Raw genomic sequence first — 18108 nt, 5'->3', positions numbered from 1 at the left:
ACGAACAAAGCTATGTTGAAGAAAACAATATCGATGGGAGCGGTTCTGTTGCTGGCCTTCGGAATGACCTCCTGCAAACTCGACAAAGAGGAACCGCACGGCAAAATCCAGTTCCAACTCTACGAAGGGGCTTTCCAACTGGAGGGCACCCAGCAATTCAAATTCGGAGAAACAAAGGAGTATAAACTGCACAGTTGGTATGTCACAACGATGAAGATCGTTACACCTTTCGGTTGGGAAGCCGAGTTCTACAACGGCGGCAACGACGGTTCGGTGGTGATCTCTGCACCGGCCAGCGTAGAAGTCGGCGAAACCTCGGGCGAGATCGTAGTCAGCCTGACCGGCCCCGACAACCAAGAGACAGACTATGTGGTAAAAGTCGTTGCCCTGTGAACCGGAAAAACGAATACAAACTTCAATGAATGAGTAAAATGAAAGCGAAAACCATTTCACGTATTATAAGTTACGCGATGGCTGCCGTCCTCTGCTCGGCCGGTCTGTGGGCATGCGAATCCGACGACGAGAAGCTGAACGAAGGCACGATGGTCTTTGAACTCGTCGAAGACGACACGCCCGTCAGCGGGACGCAGGAGTTCGTCTTCGGGACCCCGCGCAGCTATATCGTCAAGGCCGAAAACATCGCTTCCGCGACGACGGAACGTCCCGAAGGTTGGATCATCAAAACCAACCTCCGCGACAAACAGTGTATCATCGAACCGCCGATGGCCGCCTACCTGGACGGCAACGAGAGCGGCAACATCGTCTTCACGCTCACGTCGCCCGCAGGCCGCACGACGAATTACACCGTTACGGTAGCCGCCGCCGAGGTGCGTCTCGACTTCGGATTCGAAAACCCCGGAGCGACGAAATTCGCCTATGCCTCGACCCGCAGCTATGCATTCACGGCCAACGAGAGCTTCGGCGGCTTCGACTTCCAACTGCCCGAGGGCTGGACGGGCAACTACAAGAAGGGGGAAACGTTCTTCACGATCACCTCGCCCGACGAAGAGGACAAAGGCGCCGTACTTTCGGGCGACCTTTCGATCACCCCGCTGAGCGTACGCGGACAGCGGGGCGCTACCACAACGTTCCGGGGAACCGCCGTCGATGCCCATGACCCAGCCATGACGCTGGAAACCGACAACGCACGCTTCAAGTTCGAAACGCCCGTCGCAATCGGCTATACGGGACAATATGTCGCCGATATCGTCATCGCCGACAAGCCGGAAGGCTGGGAGGTCGCGCCCGATGTCACCGCCAAGAAGATCATCATCACGGCCCCCGGCCCCGACAACCACACGGCGTACAGCGGGAAGGTGATACTGAAAACCTACAACGAGTTGGGCGACGAAGAATTCGCACAGACCTACACGATCGACGTGCGGCTGGACGGCATCGCCGGCGAGGCTGAGGCCACGGCCTTCCGCACGGCTTACAGCGCCTACCTCAAGGACAAGAACGCCGCGGGGCTCTCCCCCTACATGCAGAACGGCGAGATCGTACTGCTCGACGACATCGACTTCGGGTACAAGGCCCGCCCCTACCTGTTCGTCGAGAAGAACGAGACCTTCGAAAGCTCGTTCAACGGCCTGGGGCATACCGTTTCGGCCGAGATCGTTACCTCGGAACGCTATTACGGCATCCTGATGCACAAAATGACCGGAACGGCCGAGATCAAGAACATCACAGTCAAAGGCTCGATCAGGAATTCCGACGCCGCCAACTGGGCGGCCTGCGGCGGCGTGCTGAGCGAAGCGCCCGCAGGAGCCCGGTTCACGGGCGTCAAAGTCGCTGTAGACTTCTCCTACGAGCCCACGACCTGGTCCAAATTCGACGACACGCGCTACGGCGGCATCGTCGGCCTGGCCAAAGGAGCCGTGATATTCACCGACTGCCACGCCATCGGCGGCTCGATCACCATGAAGAACGGCCTGATGCGTTACTTCGGCGGACTGGTGGGCCACGTGGACGACGCCGGAGGCATCACATTCACCAACTGCTCCAACGCCTCCGACATCCTGGTCGCCCCGACCAGCAACGACTGCGGCGCCTTCAAGTTCATCGGCGGCCTGGTCGGCGGAACCCGCAAAACCTTCGCCGGAACTTTCACCGACTGCACGAACACCGGCAGGATCACCATCGACGGACAAGGTAAAAGCGGCCTGCGCATCACGTGCGGAGGTATTGCCGGAGCCGTCTACGGAACCTACGAAAACTGCGTCAACCGCGGCGTGATCGACGCTTCGACCTGCAACACCAACTTCGACTTCTACGGAGGCATCCTCGGCGCCCGTCCCGACCAGGGCGACGCGGCGACCGGAAAGATCGACCTGATCGGCTGCCGCAACGAAGCCGACCTGACGATAGCGGCGCATTTTGTCGGCGGCATCGCCGGAGGCATCGAGAAATGCGTTTCGGCAACGCTCACGAACTGCACCAACGACGGCGACATCACCATCTTGAAAACAGGCAACTACCTGGGTGGCATCGCCGGTTATTTCGCCGGAACCCGGATCGAGAACTGCACGAACAACGGCAAGCTCGGCGGCGTGCTCTCGCTCGCAGCGGGCGGCATCGCCGGACGGGCGGACAATCCGACGGGTCAGAACAACGGATCGGTCGTTTCGGAGGTGAAAAACTGCACGAACAACGGCGATTTCGACCTGACGACCCAGCGCACCGCGCTGGACGGGGGCCGGGCCTTCCCGATCGTGGCAGGCGTCTGCGTCGTGGCCGCGGCCAACGAGAACAACGTGCAGTATTACAACTTCGAGAACTGCCGGAATACCGGGGCGCTCAAAGCCGAGGTCAACAAGGCGGGCTGTGTCCAGAACGTCTGGGCCTTCTCGCACAAAGTGCGCGCCGCCGATCCCGGCAGCGTGAATGACCCGACCCTTCAGGACACCGCAACCGAGGCGTCGCAGAACGACCGTTCGAAAATCACGGAAATTCTGAAAAACAACCAATAGTCAGCAGGTGCTCCCGGCTCCTGCCGGGACCTGGAGCAGCAAAAACAAAAAAACGACCGAAAACAATGAAAACATTCCGCATATTGACAATGTGTATGCTGGGGGCCTTCCTCGCCGTGGGCTGCGGCGTAAAAGAGGAGCAGGGCGGCAAAGGCGGCGGCGAGATCGACTACTCGCAAATCGAGGTGAAACCCGCCGTCGGCAAGGATCTCTACGGACAGATCACCGACACCAACGGCAAACCCATCCGCGGCGTAGTGGTGAGCGACGGTACGACCAGCGTAGCGACCAACACCTACGGCATTTACCAAATCAAACGCAACCCCGAGGCGAAATTCGTCTACTACTCGACGCCCTGGGATTATGAGATCGAAGTGGCGGAGGACTGCTCCGCGGCGAAATTCTACGCTGAAATCCCCGAAAACGCAGGTGTGCACCGCCAGGACTTCTGCCTGCGCAAACGCACGGGCAATGCCTCCGACTTCACCGTAATCGGCATAGCCGATCCGCAGGTGAAGGTTCCTGTGGACAACGAGCGGTTTTCGACGGAAACCGTCCCCACGCTCAAAAGCACGGTCAGCAAACAGACTAAGCCCTGCATTATCCTGACGATGGGCGACATGGTCGAGGACAACCTCGACTACATGGCCGCCACACGGCTGAACCTCGGCTCGACGGGCGCCCCGGTATTCTCCGTCGTCGGCAATCACGACAAGATGCGTTACGCCTCCGATCCGACGCGCCCCCGCAACACCAACGATCACAGCACGCTGTGGGGACCGACCGACTACTCGTTCAATATGGGCAACTACCTCTTCGTCGGCATGGACAACGTCATCTACGAGAACGGCTACGACTATCACGGAGGCTTCACCGACGAACAGGCCGCATGGCTCGAACAGCAGGTAGCGCCTGTCAGCACGGACCGTTCGGTTATCCTCTTCTGCCATGTCCCGATGTACAGTTCGAGGAACTCGGCACGGATTCTCGACATACTCAAACGGTTCAAGTCGATCGATGTATTCTGCGGCCACACGCACGACCACCGCAATATTGAAAACGACACCTATTTTGAGCATGTCCACAGTGCTGCAAGCGGCTCCTGCTGGTGGAGCAACCTGAACAACGACGCCACGCCGCAGGGATTCATGGTTCACGAAATAGCGGGTAACTCGATCAAGAACGCCTATTTCCAGCCCACCAAACACGACCGCAGTTTCCAATTCCGCCTCTATCGCGGCAACCAGGTCTACAAAGGCTGGGGCAACCCCAATGACCTGTACGGCGCAGGCAGCGCCGACGTACAGTACGACTACACGTTCGGGCTGGGCGATGACGTGATCGTGGCCAATGTCTGGAACGCCGACCCAAAATGGGACATCGCCGTCTACGAGAACGGCACATATTCGGGCAGCATGTCGCGCATCAGCATGAAAGACATGTGGGGCATGGCCGTGCACGAAGGCAACACCTACGAGACCCGCATCAACCGCTGGGTAGCCGTCACCGTCACCTGCACGCACCTCTACTCCTACAAGCTCAAAGACAGGAATGCCGAGGTGAAGGTGGTCGCTACGGACCGCTACAACAACAAGTACGAGTCTTCGGAGTTTACGACCGATGTAACGGAAGGCGTTTCGCTGCTGAAAAACGAGAATCCCTACCTGAACCGATAACAAACACGCCGGACCCGTCGGGCTGACGGATCCGGCGCAAAAAACGCGAAAAAACATGTCTGCAATCCAAAAACTGGCACTCTTCGCATGCACCGCCGGGCTTTGCCTGAATACAGCCTGCGGCAAAGACGACGACGGACCGAAAACACCCGGCGACGGCAAGGGAGAAGGCGTCATCCGCCTGGTCACCTACAATGTGGCGACGTTCCGATACGATGCGGAGAACTTCCCCGCCCCGGACCGGGCCTACGCGGCGATCGGCAATTTCCTGAAAGAGATCGAAGCGGACGTTGTCTGTGTCAACGAGATCGACGACGGCGTACCGCGCACGGACGGCATCGACCAACCGAAGCATTTCGCCGAAGTTATGGGTGGCTGGGACTATATTTTCGGCCCGGCGCTCGATCCGCACCCTACCGGCGGCCGCTACGGCGAGGCGGCTTTTTCCCGCAAAAAAGCCATTGCCAAAGACTATGTCTTCCTACCCCAGGGCGTCGGGACCGAGCGAAGGGTGATGTGCGTGTTGGAATTCGACGATTTCGTATTTCTCGCCACCCACCTCGAACATTCCAACGGAGCGGCGCACCCGGGGCAGATCGCCGTGATCAACGATTATGTCGACAACCATTACGCAAATTCGGCGAAACCCATTTTTCTGGCGGGCGACATGAACGCCCGGCCCGAATCGGAGACGATAGCCCTTTACCAGCAGAAATGGAAAGTCATCTCGGCCACGCAGCAGACCTTCCCGGCGAACAAACCCGACCGTTGCCTCGATTATATCCTGGCTTACAAGAACGATGCGAAATACCAGGTGGTGCAGTCACAGGTGGTACGGCTCTCAGGCTCCGTCAAACTGAACCTCGTTTCCGACCATTTGCCCGTATTTACCGACATCAAACTACAATAAAAAAATTAACTTTGCCTTATCGGATATCAGCAGGGAGAAATCCCTGCCGATATTCGTATTACCAAGCCGCAACCCGATGAGAAACTCCATTCTATTGCTCTTTGCCGCTCTTTTCGCGGCTTCAGTCCGTGCTCAAAGCATCGACATCATTCCCCGGCCCCAAGCCCTGACCGAGGGCAAAGGCACGTTCCGGTTCTCCGCAAAAACAGCGATCGTCGCAGACCCCGAACTCCGACGCCCGGCAGAACTATTCGCTGCGGACATTCAGCCCGTCGTCGGATACCGAATCTCCATAGCTGAAAAGGGAACCGTATCGCTCTCCGTAGACAACACGCTCGAAGCAGAAGAGTACTCCCTCGCGGTTACACCCAAAAACATCCGCATCCTCGGAGGATCGCCTCGCGCCGTATTCTACGCCTTGCAGACACTCCGGCAACTCGTAGCGCCCGACGGAACAGTACCCGCGGTCATCGTCCGCGACAAACCCTGTTTCGCACACCGCGGCGGAATGCTCGATTCCGGACGGCATTACTTCTCCGTCGAGGAGGTAAAGCGGTTCATCGACATGCTCGCCATGCACAAACTCAACGTCTTCCACTGGCATCTGAGCGAGGACCAGGGATGGCGCATCGAAATCAGGCGCTATCCCCGCCTCACCGAGGTCGGGTCCATACGCAAACAGACCGTCATCGGACGATACGACAAATCCGACGAAAGCCGCAACCGGTACGACGGGACCCCCTACGGAGGTTTCTACACGCAGGCCGACATACGCGAAATCGTGGCATATGCAGCCGAGCGGTACATCGAAGTAATTCCGGAGATCGACATGCCCGGACACATGTTAGGGGCCCTCGCATCCTATCCACAACTGGGATGCCGCGGAGAAGGATACGAGGTATGGACCCATTGGGGAATCTCCAAAGACGTGCTCTGCGCGGGAAAGGAGGCCACCTTCGAGTTCGTAGAGAACGTGCTGGCCGAGGTGTTGGAACTATTTCCCTCCAAACTCATCCACGTCGGAGGGGACGAGTGTCCCAAGGAGCGCTGGAAGGAGTGTCCCGCCTGCCAGAAGCGAATCCGCGAAGAGGGTCTCAAAAACGAGAACGAGTTGCAGAGTTACTTCATGCACCGTGTCGAAAAGTGGCTCCACCAGCACGGACGCGAACTCATCGGATGGGACGAAATCATGCAGGGAGGAATCTCCCAATCGGCCGTGATCATGGCCTGGACCGATCAGGTCCGCGGAACTGACGCTGCAAGAAACGGAAACCGCGTAATCATGACACCCAAATGGAACTGCTACCTCGATTATGCACAGACATCAGAGCCCGAGAAGCTCGAGCCCATAGGACCCACACGATATCTATCCATGAGGCAGGTATACCGACTCGACCCTTACGACCGGCTCAAACCCAAAGAGTACGAGAACATTCTCGGAATACAGGGAAACGTATGGACAGAGTACATCGCAGACTTCGAACACCTACAGAAAATGGCATTGCCCCGCATGGCCGCGATAGCCGAAGTGGCATGGGCATACGATAGGAAGGATTACGACGATTTCGAAATACGAGCGAAAAGACTCCTGCCAACTTTATACAAGAACGCCGGATTCAAATTCGCCAGATTCTTCTTCCTGAATATAGAATAAAAAACGATGAAAACAAGACCCTGTATCCTCCTGCTATCAGCGGTGCTCCTGCTGTTGACGCCCTGCGGAGCATCGGGCAAGGAGCCAGCCGGCGTCGCAGTAGCACATATGACCTGCGAATACCTGGAAAGCCCCGCCGGGCTGGACATCCGGCAGCCACGTTTCAGTTGGACGCTCGAAGAGACGAATCCCGGCGAATATGCCCAGGCGCAGAGCGCCTACCGCATCGTCGTGTCGGATTCCGCAGACGCAAAAAGGCCGGGCAGCATGTGGGACACGGGCTGGGTCGATTCGGACGCTTCGCAACTAATCCGCTACGCCGGAAAACCACTCGCATCGGACCGCACCTACTACTGGAAGGTGCAGATCCGGGACCAGCGGGGACGCACCTCGCCGTGGAGCGAAACCCGGAGCTGGTCGACGGGATTGTTCAACCCCGGCGACTGGTCGGCGCGGTGGATCGGCAGCGACGAGGTGCTGGACACGACCTCCAAAGAAGACTGCAACATCAGCGACCCCTGGCTGCGCAAGCGGATAACACTAAAAAAACGCCCGTCGCGCGCCGTGATGTTCGTCGCATCGGTCGGCTACCACGAACTCTACGTCAACGGCCAGAAGATCGGCGACCACATCTTGGCCCCCGCGGTCAGCGACCACACCCTCCGGGCACGCTACATCGCCTACGACATCGCCCCCTTCCTGCACAAAGGCGAAAACGTCATCGCGCTGTGGCTCGGGACCTCGTGGTCGATCTTTCCCTCCTACGACATCGAAAGCCGCCCCCGTACGCCGATCGTGCTGGCGCAGGCCGACATCTACTACCAAAAAACCTCCGGAACCCCCGATCTGCGCATCGCCACCGACACGAGTTGGAAAATACACCCAAGCCCCAACAAACTCACCGGGCGCTGGCGTACGGGCAGCATGGGCGGCGAACTGTGGGACGCACGCCGGGAACTCCCGGAATGGAACACCCTCGCCTGCGATGAAACCCCGTGGCAGCAAGCGACGGAATACGCGCCGCAACTGCGGCTCTCGGCGCAAACGACTTACCCCAACCGGGCTTTCGCGGAGATCACGCCCGCAGGCATCGAGCAACTGACAGACGGCACATACCGCGTCGATATGGGTGTTAATTTCACCGGATGGACCTCCATCCGCGTCAAGGCCCGCCCCGGCAAACGCGTCGAGTTCCTCTTTTCGGAACGGGAACAGTTGCCGATGACCTTCGGCATTCGCAGTGCCTGCATCGTCGGGCCTTCGGGCGAAGCGATATTCCGCAACCGTTTCAATTACAGCGGCGGACGGTGGATCACCATCCGGGGAGCCTCGGAAAAACCCGCTCCCGCCGACATCCGAGGATGGGCCGTCCGGACCGATTTTCCGCGGACAGCCCGTTTCGCCTGCTCGGACACGTTGCAAAATTGGATTTACGACCGGGTACTATGGACCTTCCAGAACCTCTCCCTCGGAGGCTACATCGTCGATTGTTCGCAGCGCGAACGGCTGGGTTACGGCGGCGATGCGCACGCCACGAGCGAAACGGGGCTGACGAACTTCGCCATGGGCGCGTTCTACACCAAATGGATGGAGGACTGGCGCGACGTACAGGGACGCCGGACGCAGAAAGGCCTGCCCGCCGACGGCGATCTCCCGCACTCGGCGCCGACCTATGGCGGCGGAGGCGGGCCGGCCTGGGGCGGTATCTGCGCCACGCTCCCGTGGTACGTCTATCAATACGAAGGCGACGAGCAGATTCTGCGCGACAATTTCCCGCTGATCGAAAACTGGCTCGCATTCCTCGCGTCGCACACCCGCGACGGACTGCTCCGGCGCTGGGGAGGCCGCTGGGACTACCTCGCCGACTGGCTGTGGCCCGGCGCCACAGCCGAGGGCATGAACAACGACAAACCGCAGGCCGAATGTTTCAACAGTTGCTACTACGCCTACAACCTCGCCACAGCGGCGCAGATTGCTTCCGTGATCGGCCGCGACAGTTGCGCCGCGGCCTGGAACGCCCGGGCCGACGAGGTCCGGCAGGCCGTTCACCGTGCCTACTACGACCCGGCAGACCACAGTTACTGCGACCGCTCGATGGGCAACCTCGCAGCGGCGCTGATAGGCGGAGTCCCGCCTCCGGAACTGCGGCCCATGGTCCTGAAACGACTCGAACGGGAAATCCTCGAAGTCCGCAAAGGCCATATCCACGTGGGAATCACCGGAGGAGCGCTGTTATTTAAACTACTCCGTGAACTGGGACGCGACGACCTGATTTACAGCATGACCTCGCAAACCGGCTATCCCGGATGGGGCTACATGAAGGCATCGGGAGCCACTTCGATCTGGGAGATGTGGGAAAAGGACCTGCGCGGGCACTCGCTGCTCCACAGTTCGTTCCTCTACCCAGGAGCGTGGTATATCGACGGCGTGGCGGGTATCCGGACCGACCCGGAACACCCCGGGTTCCGGCGCTTCGTCATCCGCGTGCCGCGGCTGGAACAGGAGCACATCAACTGGGCGGAGGCCTCGGTGGAGACCCCCGCCGGAACCGTCATATCGTCGTGGAAACAACACGGCGACACGCTGTCGCTCAACGCGACCGTTCCGCCCAACACCGTAGCCACGGTCCTGATCCCCGACCGTCCCGGAACACGCATCGTGGAGTCTTCGGGCCATGCCCAACCGCTGGGAACGGAGGCCGGATATGTCCGCTACCGGGTTCCGGCCGGAAAATACGCCTTCCGGCAGACGCCGGACACGACGGCCCGCACGGTACGCCTTACAACCTACAACGTCGGCGTATTCAACAAGTATGTCCGCAACGACTATCCGTTCGTCGCCGACATCCTCAGGGAGACAGGGGCCGAAACCGTCTGCCTGAACGAACTCGACAGCTGCACGACCCGCACGGGCGGCGTCTTCCAACTCGGGCGCATCGCCTCGCTGATGGGCGGCTGGAACCACCGCTACGCCGCAGCCATGCCCTACCGCGGCGGGGCGTACGGCATCGGCGTCATGACTCGTAAAAAAGTCCTCAACTCGTTTACCGTATGCCTGCCCAAAGCCAACGGAAGCGAGCCGCGGGCGCTGGCCGTCCTCGAACTGGAAGATTACGTGATCGCCTCCACGCACCTCGATTACGCTACGCCCGAAGCGCAGTTGCAGCAGATCGGGGTGATCACGCGCGTGATGAAGGAGCGGTACGGCAAATCCGGAAAGCCCGTCTTCCTAGGCGGCGACATGAACGCCACGCCCGGTTCACGGGCGATCGAAGCGCTGAAGCGCGACTGGACCGTGCTGACCGAAACTTGCCGGGGAACCGTCCCTTCGGAAGCCCCGTGCGACTGCATCGACTACATCCTGCAACTCGACAACGGCGTCCCGTGCGAGGTCGTATTTTCAGGCGTTGTGAACCGCAGCGCCGCCGGCGACATCGCCAAAGCCTCGGACCACCTGCCCGTGACGCTCGAAGTAAGGCTGCCGAAAAAGAGATAACCCGCCCTGCGACCCAATAAAAACCCAACCCATGAAACCACATCCGATACGATTCCTCATTCTCTGCCTTTTCGCCCTGCTCCCCGCCGGGGCGCACGCACAAGGCTTTTCGGCCTGTGAACTGAAATGCGAATACCTCGAAAATCCGCTGGCTGTGAACACCCTTACGCCGAAATTCAGTTGGAAAGCCGCCTCGGAACGGCGGGGATTCGTCCAAAGTGCCTACGAAATACGTGTTGCCGACACCCGGGAAGAACTCGCCGCCAGACACGCATGCCTGTGGGACAGCGGAAAGGTACGCAGCGGGCAGTCGCTGCACATCCCTTATGCGGGAGCGGCGCTCTGTCCGGGAGAGTTCTATTATTGGAGCGTCCGCATCTATGACGCGGCCGGAAAAGCCTCCGCATGGAGCGAACCGGCCCGGTTCGGGATCGGGTTGCTCGGCGAAAAGGACTGGGAAGGCGCGCAATGGATCGCCCTGGAACTAATGCCCGAAAAGGAGCGGCTGGTTCCGGGCGCAGCCAACAACGCGATGCTCCGGGAACGGCTCGGCGGCCGCAACCCGGGCCGGAACAAACTCCCGCAGTTCCGCCGCGAGATCGACGTGCGCAAGCCCCTGAACCGGGCCGTGGCCTACGTCTCGGGCCTCGGACATTTCGACTTTTTCCTCAACGGCCGCAAGGTGGGCGATCACCTGTTCGACCCCGCCGCCACGGACTACGACAAACTCGTGAACTATGTTCCCTTCGAGGTAACCCCGCTGCTGCGGCAAGGCCGCAACGCGCTGGGCGTGATGCTCGGCAACGGATTTATCAGCATTCCCCGGGAACGTTACTACAAAGGGCTTGCGAGTTACATGTACCCCAAAATGATCCTCAAACTGACGCTCGAATATGCGGACGGCAGCCGCGAAACGGTAGTCTCCGACACATCGTGGCGCACGACCGAAAGCCCCGTGACTTACAGCAGTGTCTACGGGGGCGAGGACTACGACGCAACGCTCCTGCGGGAAGGCTGGATGGAACCGGGCTACGACGATTCGGCATGGCAGCGGGCGCTGCCCGCGCCGCTTGGCGAAGGAACCGTTTTACAGGCACAGACCGCCTACCCGCTGCGCGTCATGCAGCGATTCCGCCCCGTAACCCGCCGCCTGACCCGCCATGGCAAATGGCTCTATGACCTGGGGCAGAATTTCCAGGGAATCATGCAACTGACCGTAACAGGTAAAAAGGGGCAACGCGTGATGATCCACGCCACGGAACTGTACGACGAAAAAGCCGATTCGGTGCATCGGTACGGCGGCTATAAGGACGAAGTGCGCTTCACCTACACCATCGGCAGCGACGATCGGCCGGAAACCTGGCATCCCCAGTTCACCAACTACGGACTGCGCTACGTGCAAGTAACGGGGGCTGTACCCGCCGGGGAGAAAAATCCCGGCGGACTGCCCGTCATTGGAGAGATCGTCGGACTGCATGTCCGCAACTCGGCCCCGGCTGCCGGGTCATTCCGCTGTTCGGACGAACTGCTCAACCGCATAAACACGCTGATCGAATGGGGCATTAAAGGCAATATGGGCAGTTTTATGACCGACTGCCCCCACCGCGAAAAACTGCCGTGGATAGAGCAGTTGCACCTGATGTTCGGATCACTGCAATCCAGTTTCGACCTTTACAAACTCTACGAGAAGATAGCGGCCGACATGGCGGCGGCCCAGTGGGAAAACGGACTTGTGCCCGACGTAGCGCCGATGTACTTCCTTTTCGGCGGCGGATTCGTTGATTCGCCCGAATGGGGCAGTTCGATGATCCTCGTCCCGTGGAAGGTCTACGAATACTACGGCGATCCGTCGCTCGTCGAACGGCATTACGACAGCATGAAACGCTACCTGGAGTACCTCGAATCGAAAGCGACCGACTACATTCTCAGCCACGGGCTGGGTGACTGGTGCGACATCGGCCCCAAACGGCCCGGCGTATCGCAGCATACGTCGCTCGCGGCCACCGCGACGCCCGTCTTTTACATGGACGCCGTAACGATGATCAGGGCCGCGGAACTGCTCGGCAGGGAGCAAGACGCTATAAGGTTCCGGCAACTGGCGGAGAAGATCAAACGCTCCTATAACACCAAATTCTTCCATCCCGACACCAAATCCTACGACCGGGGCAGTCAAGCAGCCAATGCGATCGCCCTGTGCGCCGGACTGGTCGCCCCGGACGACGAACGGGCCGTGGCTGAAAACATCGCAGCCGACATCCGCGCCCGGGGCAACGCCCTGACGGCCGGCGACGTGGGCTACAACTTCGTGCTGCGGGCCCTCGAAGCCCACGGCATGTCGGAGGTCATCTACGTCATGAACTCGCGCTACGACGTACCCGGATACGGCTACCAGATCGCCCGGGGCGCTACTGCCCTGCCCGAAACATGGGACGCCCGCACAGACCACTCGCACAACCACTTGATGCTCGGACACCTGCAAGAGTGGTTCTACACACAGGTCGGGGGCATTCAGCGTGACCCGCAATCGCCGGCCTACAAACGATTCATCGTAAAACCGGCTGTTGTCGGGGGAATCACGTTCGCCCGGACCTCGTTCGAGTCACCCTACGGCACGATCTCGACCGGCTGGGAGACGACGCCCGGCGGATTCCGAATGAAGGTTGCGGTTCCGGCCAACACGACGGCGCAAATCTGGATTCCAGCTGCCCCGGATGACACCGTAACGGAGTCGGGCATCCGAGCCGACCGGGCCAGCGGCGTGCGCCACCTGTTCGACGCCGGCGGATATAAAGTCTACGAAGCCGGAGGCGGAACCTACCGTTTTGCGGCCGGGAATTGAAAAAGCGCCTGCAAATGCAGGCGCTTTCGTTTACCATACCGGGACCCTGTAACGCGCAGGGTCGGAAGCCGCATAAAGTCAGAATGAGTCGAATCGGTTTCATCCTGTCTTGCGTCGTATTACGCATGCGATTTTTTCGACACGAAGAGCGCAAGGATGAACGACAGCGCTGAAGCCGCGATCCAAAAAATAATGGCCGTATCGAAATCATAGGTCGTGACGCCGTCGGCGATTGTTTTGCCGGAGTTGATCAGCCAGCCGCTGACGATGTCCTGCAATCCGGCGCCGACATAGCTGGCCATGCCCACGATGCCGAGCGCCGCGCCGGTAGCTTCGCGCGGCACGATGTCGATGGCCATCAGTCCGCCCAAGAAACAGATCAGCACGCCGATCGCCATGCCGAAGAGCACCATGCTCAGGAGGTTGACGAACATGCTGTCGCCCGAATAGAGGAACAGGCACAGGGCGATGGTGTTGAGCACGCCGAAGCCGAAGGCCAGCACGTTGCGGCGGCCGTGGAAAAGCGTATCGGAGAGCCAGCCCGAAAAGACGGTCCCGACGATACCCAGCAGGGCGTTGACCGAGATGACCTGCGTGGCCGTGGCCAGCGAATAGCCCTTGGCCTCCTGCAGGAACAGCACACCCCAGCCGTTGATGGCATAGCGGCTGACGTACATGAAGGCGCTCGAAAGGGCCAGAATCCAAACGAAGGGATTCCGGATCACGGAGCGTTGCAACTGGGCGGTCGAACCGTGGTCGTGGTTCTGCTCGGGAGCCTCCTCGCCCGTCAGCACCTCGATCGGGGGCAGGCCTTTCGATTCGGGGGTGTCGTGCAGCAGGAAGACGATCACCAACACGCCCAGCACCCCGGCCACGGACGACCCGACGAAGCCCCACTGCCAGCCGAAGATGCCGACGACGGCTCCTACGAACAAGAACGAGAGGAACTCGCCGAGGTTGTGGCTGGCGCTGAAAAATCCGTAGTAAGTGCCGCGCTTACTGAGGGGATACCACCTCGAAAGGGCGATGATCGCCGGGGGCGCGCCCATCGACTGCGACCAGCCGTTGACGCCCCACATCACGGCAAAGGCGACGAAGAGCGTCATGTTGCCCACCACACCGATTCCGTTGGCGAAGCCCAGCACGCCGACCAGCACGTTGGCGACGGCCGACACACACAGTCCGGCGGCCATGAAACGCTTGATATTGCTGTGATCGGAGAGAAATCCGTTGACGAATTTACCGATGGCATAGGCGAACAGCAGCGCCGAGCCGATGATGCCGAGCTGCGTGGCGTCGAGCGCGCCGCTTTCGAGGATCGGCTTCTTCACGACGTTCAAACTCGTGCGGCAGACGTAATAGAGGCTGTAACCGACCGTGCCGGCAATGAAGCTCTGGAAACGGAGCTTTTTGTAAAGTTTCATGCGGGCATCGTCATCGCCCGTGAAGGGCGCCGAAGGCTCGCTTTTGCGAAAAAATGAGAATATATTCATTATCAGTCCGGGAATAGTTTCAGGTAAAAGTCAGGTTATTCGGAAAAGGCCAGTTGGACCTTCACCGGGAAATGGTCGGAGGGTGTGCGGGCCCGGAAGGGCTTTGCACTGCCTTCGGGTTCTTCCGAACGGTAGGTATCGGTCAGAATGCCGTAACGCAGCACCCGGAAACCCCGCGTCACGAAGACGTAGTCGATGTGGCGGAAGGTTTTGCGGTCGGGGTCGAAGCCGTTTTCCGTACCGGTCCAGGCATATTTGATCTCCGCGAGGTCGAACGTATCGTACAACAGGCCCGAATCGTGGAGCACGGCGTAACTCTCGCTCGTTTCGCCGACATTGAAGTCGCCCGTGAGCACGGCACGCTCGCCGCGGCACATCGTGCGGATCTTATCGAGCACCAGGCGGCAGCTTTCGGCCTGTGCACGCTCGCCCTTGTGGTCGGTGTGCAGGGTGAAGAACCAGAAGCGCTCTTTGGTTTCCCGGTCGAGGAAACGGCCCCAGCAGCAGATGCGGACGTATTTGGCATCCCATCCCTTGTTCGGACGCGAGGTGTCTTCGGCAAGCCAGAAGTGCCCCGAATCGAGCAGTTCGAAGCGGTCGCGTTTGTAAAATACGACCGAGTATTCGCCCTCCCGGGCGCCGTCATCGCGGCCTACGCCCGTGTAGCCGTAGCCGGGCAGCGCCGCGAGCAAGTCCTCCAACTGGCTGTGGAACACCTCCTGCGCCCCGAAAATATCGAAGTCGTGAAAACGGATGAGCGATGCGATAACGGGCAGGCGCTGCTGCCAGCCGTCGCCCTTCGCATCGTCGCCCGCATTGAGCTGCCGGACGTTGTAGGTTCCCGTCGCAAGAGTCTGTGCAGCGGCGGGGAGCACCGCTGTGGCTGCAACGGCGCAAAAGAGAATAAACAGTTTCTTCATATCGGTTTTTCGGTTAATCGTTCTTTTGTTCCGAATCGGGCCAGTATCCCTTGAACTGCGGTGAGCGACGGAACCAGCGGATCGAAATCGAAATATGTTTCTCGACGGTGCGCTGCGCAATATGCAGCTTCTCGGCAATCTCACGGTTCGTAAGGCCGTCGATGCGGCTCAGGCGGAAAATGCGTGCGGTCTGCGGCGGCAGGTGGTCGCACAGCGCCAGCACCTCTTCGACGAGCAGCGTGGCCAGCGGCGAGTCGTTGGGAGCGTCGAGAAAATCTCGCATGGCAAGCGTCTCCCACGCCCGGGACTCCTGCAACTTGCCCAGGTCGATGCTGTTGTAAAGTATTTTATTCTGCCGCAGCCAGTTCAGGCATTCGTTGTGAGCCATTGAAAACAGGTAGGCCGGGACTTTGTCGCGATCGAGGCAGGGCCGCCGCTTGAGGAACTTGTAAAAAATCTCCTGGATGATGTCGTCGGCCAAATCCCCGCGGCCCGTCACTCCGTTGACATAGGCACACAACCGCGGATAAAGAGCTGTAAACACCTCTTTTACCTCCCGTTCGGTATACCCGAAATATGAAGCTCCGGAATAAAACATCCAATATACAAATTCCGCCCCGCGGGACACCGGCTACACGTCGGGACCGCAGCGATTTATGGCGGCAGCATCCAAAATCATACCTTACCAGCTTACGCGTTCGGAATAAGTCGTTCCGAAACGGTCGGTCACACGGACCTCGCCCGCCGTGACGCCCGCCCCGGGCTTGATCCGGAACATGTGGAACGACTTGGCCGGCTGGCAGTATTTCCGCGTGGTCTTGTTGGTTACCGTGGCGTAAAGGTCCACGTAATCGGGATCGAACTCCTCGCAAGGCTCCATTTCGCCCACCTTCACGCCGTTCTCCCACCATTCGACGGGCCCCCAGGCGTCGTCCCAGGTCCAGACGTTGGCCAGCACGTAATCGCTTCCCGTCCGCACAGGCGAATAGAGACGCATCTGGTGGTTGCGGTCCTTGCCGCACGAGTGGTAATACCACGACACGTCGTCGCCGTTGACATCGACGATCAGATACCCCTGGGGCGTACCGTCGTTATTGAGGTGCTTGTTCAGGCGCAGCGAGCCGGTCGAACGCGTGACGGTCACAGCCGTCAGGTTCTCGATGGGCATCTGCTCCGAGCGGTTGTAGTTGTAGATATACGTGTGGTGGTTGTGTCCGGCCCACGAATAGACATTCTTGAATTTGAGCAGTTCGTCGCGGTAAACCGGGTAGTTCTTGTTACGGGTCGAAAAGCTGCTGTGCTTCTTGAACATCTGCGAATGGGCGCAGATCATGATCGTTTTGTCCTTCGGCACATAGCTCAGGTCCTGCCGGAGCCAGTGCGCGATTTCGTCGCTCAGGCCCAGTTCGTAGGATTTCGTAGCGTCGTCGCGGCCGTAGAGGATGTTATCCACGAAGACGTAGTGCATGTCGCCGATGTTGGCCGAATAGCACGTCGGACCGAGGTACATCTCGAAATAGACCGTTCCCAGCGAGTCGCTCAGGATGGTCGTCTGGTCATGGTCGTGGTTGCCGATAACGTTGAAAGTCGTCGTATTCACCCGCTCGGTGTTGTCGATATAGGTGTTATAGACGTTCATGTCGTTGTAAACCAAATCGCCGAGGTTGATGCCGTAGCACGGGGTCGTGATCGTGCTGCGCATGCGGATCATGTCCGGAATAACCACCGAACGGTAGGCCTCGGCCGAACCGTCGACGCCGTAGTTCTTGATCTGCGGGTCGCCCTGCACGAGCAGCGTGTGGTGTACGGCAGGCGTCATGCGCGGTTCGAGCACGAAATCGGCCTTCACCTCCGTCTGGAAGCGGTCGATGTGCCGGAAGAACTGCGGGCAGCCGTGACGCGCCGGAATTTCGTATTCGGCCGGGACCGAAATAAACACGAAACGGCGCAGCGCAAGGTCGCTCGTCAGGGCATAACGCCCGTCGGCGTCGGTCTGCGTACAGTTGAGTCCGTCGCTCACCACGACACCCTCGATGGGCAGTCCGCCGGTCGAAGTCACCCGGCCCGTTACATTCGGGGTCTGGGCATAGGCGGCAAAACAGAGGACCGTCGCCCAGATATAGATGATCAAACGTTTCATATCTCGTACATT

General features: G+C 59.6%; 11 protein-coding genes. 7 read left to right on the top strand and 4 right to left on the bottom strand.

The window, feature by feature from the left end; genetic code table 11:
- Positions 1-12 precede the first annotated feature (12 nt).
- From I2E69_RS05430 to I2E69_RS05400, 7 genes are all read left to right on the top strand, one after another.
- Positions 13-393, top strand: a complete 381-nt coding sequence (locus I2E69_RS05430; protein WP_195459618.1) for a hypothetical protein — start codon at positions 13-15, stop codon at positions 391-393.
- Positions 394-422: 29 nt separating this feature from the next.
- Positions 423-2969, top strand: coding sequence for a hypothetical protein (locus I2E69_RS05425; RefSeq protein WP_195459615.1), 2547 nt, complete (start codon positions 423-425; stop codon positions 2967-2969).
- A 65-nt stretch (positions 2970-3034) separates the two neighbouring features.
- Positions 3035-4645 carry a calcineurin-like phosphoesterase C-terminal domain-containing protein gene (locus tag I2E69_RS05420; RefSeq protein WP_195459612.1) on the top strand — a complete coding sequence of 537 codons (1611 nt, stop codon included), beginning with the start codon at positions 3035-3037 and terminating at the stop codon, positions 4643-4645.
- 55 nt (positions 4646-4700) lie between these two features.
- On the top strand, positions 4701-5555 hold the full coding sequence (locus I2E69_RS05415) for an endonuclease/exonuclease/phosphatase family protein (RefSeq protein ID WP_195459610.1): 855 nt from the start codon (positions 4701-4703) through the stop codon (positions 5553-5555).
- A gap of 76 nt (positions 5556-5631) precedes the next feature.
- Positions 5632-7209 (top strand): beta-N-acetylhexosaminidase, encoded by a 1578-nt coding sequence (locus tag I2E69_RS05410; RefSeq protein WP_195459607.1) that lies wholly within the window; start codon positions 5632-5634, stop codon positions 7207-7209.
- A gap of 6 nt (positions 7210-7215) precedes the next feature.
- The gene (locus tag I2E69_RS05405) at positions 7216-10704 is read left to right on the top strand and encodes a family 78 glycoside hydrolase catalytic domain (protein ID WP_195459568.1); all 3489 of its coding nucleotides are present in this window, start codon (positions 7216-7218) and stop codon (positions 10702-10704) included.
- A gap of 31 nt (positions 10705-10735) precedes the next feature.
- Positions 10736-13543, top strand: a complete 2808-nt coding sequence (locus I2E69_RS05400; RefSeq protein WP_195459565.1) for a family 78 glycoside hydrolase catalytic domain — start codon at positions 10736-10738, stop codon at positions 13541-13543.
- A 119-nt stretch (positions 13544-13662) separates the two neighbouring features.
- Here I2E69_RS05400 and I2E69_RS05395 read toward each other — a convergent pair whose 3' ends face one another.
- From I2E69_RS05395 to I2E69_RS05380, 4 genes are all read right to left on the bottom strand, one after another.
- Complete coding sequence (locus I2E69_RS05395) at positions 13663-15036, bottom strand: MFS transporter (protein ID WP_195459562.1); 1374 nt, start codon at positions 15034-15036, stop codon at positions 13663-13665.
- Between the two features lie 35 nt (positions 15037-15071).
- Complete coding sequence (locus I2E69_RS05390) at positions 15072-15956, bottom strand: endonuclease/exonuclease/phosphatase family protein (protein WP_195459559.1); 885 nt, start codon at positions 15954-15956, stop codon at positions 15072-15074.
- Positions 15957-15969: 13 nt separating this feature from the next.
- Positions 15970-16500 (bottom strand): sigma-70 family RNA polymerase sigma factor, encoded by a 531-nt coding sequence (locus I2E69_RS05385; protein WP_288237822.1) that lies wholly within the window; start codon positions 16498-16500, stop codon positions 15970-15972.
- Positions 16501-16638: 138 nt separating this feature from the next.
- Positions 16639-18096: a calcineurin-like phosphoesterase C-terminal domain-containing protein gene (locus I2E69_RS05380; RefSeq protein WP_195459554.1), complete on the bottom strand. Its 1458-nt coding sequence runs from the start codon at positions 18094-18096 to the stop codon at positions 16639-16641.
- Positions 18097-18108 lie beyond the last annotated feature (12 nt).

This window comes from Alistipes sp. D31t1_170403_E11, assembly GCF_015553985.1.
Taxonomy (GTDB): domain Bacteria; phylum Bacteroidota; class Bacteroidia; order Bacteroidales; family Rikenellaceae; genus Alistipes; species Alistipes montrealensis.
The sequence above is the reverse complement of the archived record's forward strand: the minus strand, read 5'-3'. Positions and strand labels throughout refer to the sequence as shown.

Bases quoted from the DNA above. Each gene is read 5' to 3' on its own strand.
- I2E69_RS05430 (WP_195459618.1), top strand. From the start codon at position 13: ATGTTGAAGAAAACAATATCGATGGGAGCGGTTCTGTTGCTGGCCTTC.
- I2E69_RS05400 (WP_195459565.1), top strand. From the start codon at position 10,736: ATGAAACCACATCCGATACGATTCCTCATTCTCTGCCTTTTCGCCCTG.
- I2E69_RS05380 (WP_195459554.1), bottom strand. From the start codon at position 18,096: ATGAAACGTTTGATCATCTATATCTGGGCGACGGTCCTCTGTTTTGCC.
- I2E69_RS05410 (WP_195459607.1), top strand. From the start codon at position 5,632: ATGAGAAACTCCATTCTATTGCTCTTTGCCGCTCTTTTCGCGGCTTCA.
- I2E69_RS05415 (WP_195459610.1), top strand. From the start codon at position 4,701: ATGTCTGCAATCCAAAAACTGGCACTCTTCGCATGCACCGCCGGGCTT.
- I2E69_RS05390 (WP_195459559.1), bottom strand. From the start codon at position 15,956: ATGAAGAAACTGTTTATTCTCTTTTGCGCCGTTGCAGCCACAGCGGTG.
- I2E69_RS05420 (WP_195459612.1), top strand. From the start codon at position 3,035: ATGAAAACATTCCGCATATTGACAATGTGTATGCTGGGGGCCTTCCTC.
- I2E69_RS05425 (WP_195459615.1), top strand. From the start codon at position 423: ATGAGTAAAATGAAAGCGAAAACCATTTCACGTATTATAAGTTACGCG.
- I2E69_RS05395 (WP_195459562.1), bottom strand. From the start codon at position 15,036: ATGAATATATTCTCATTTTTTCGCAAAAGCGAGCCTTCGGCGCCCTTC.
- I2E69_RS05405 (WP_195459568.1), top strand. From the start codon at position 7,216: ATGAAAACAAGACCCTGTATCCTCCTGCTATCAGCGGTGCTCCTGCTG.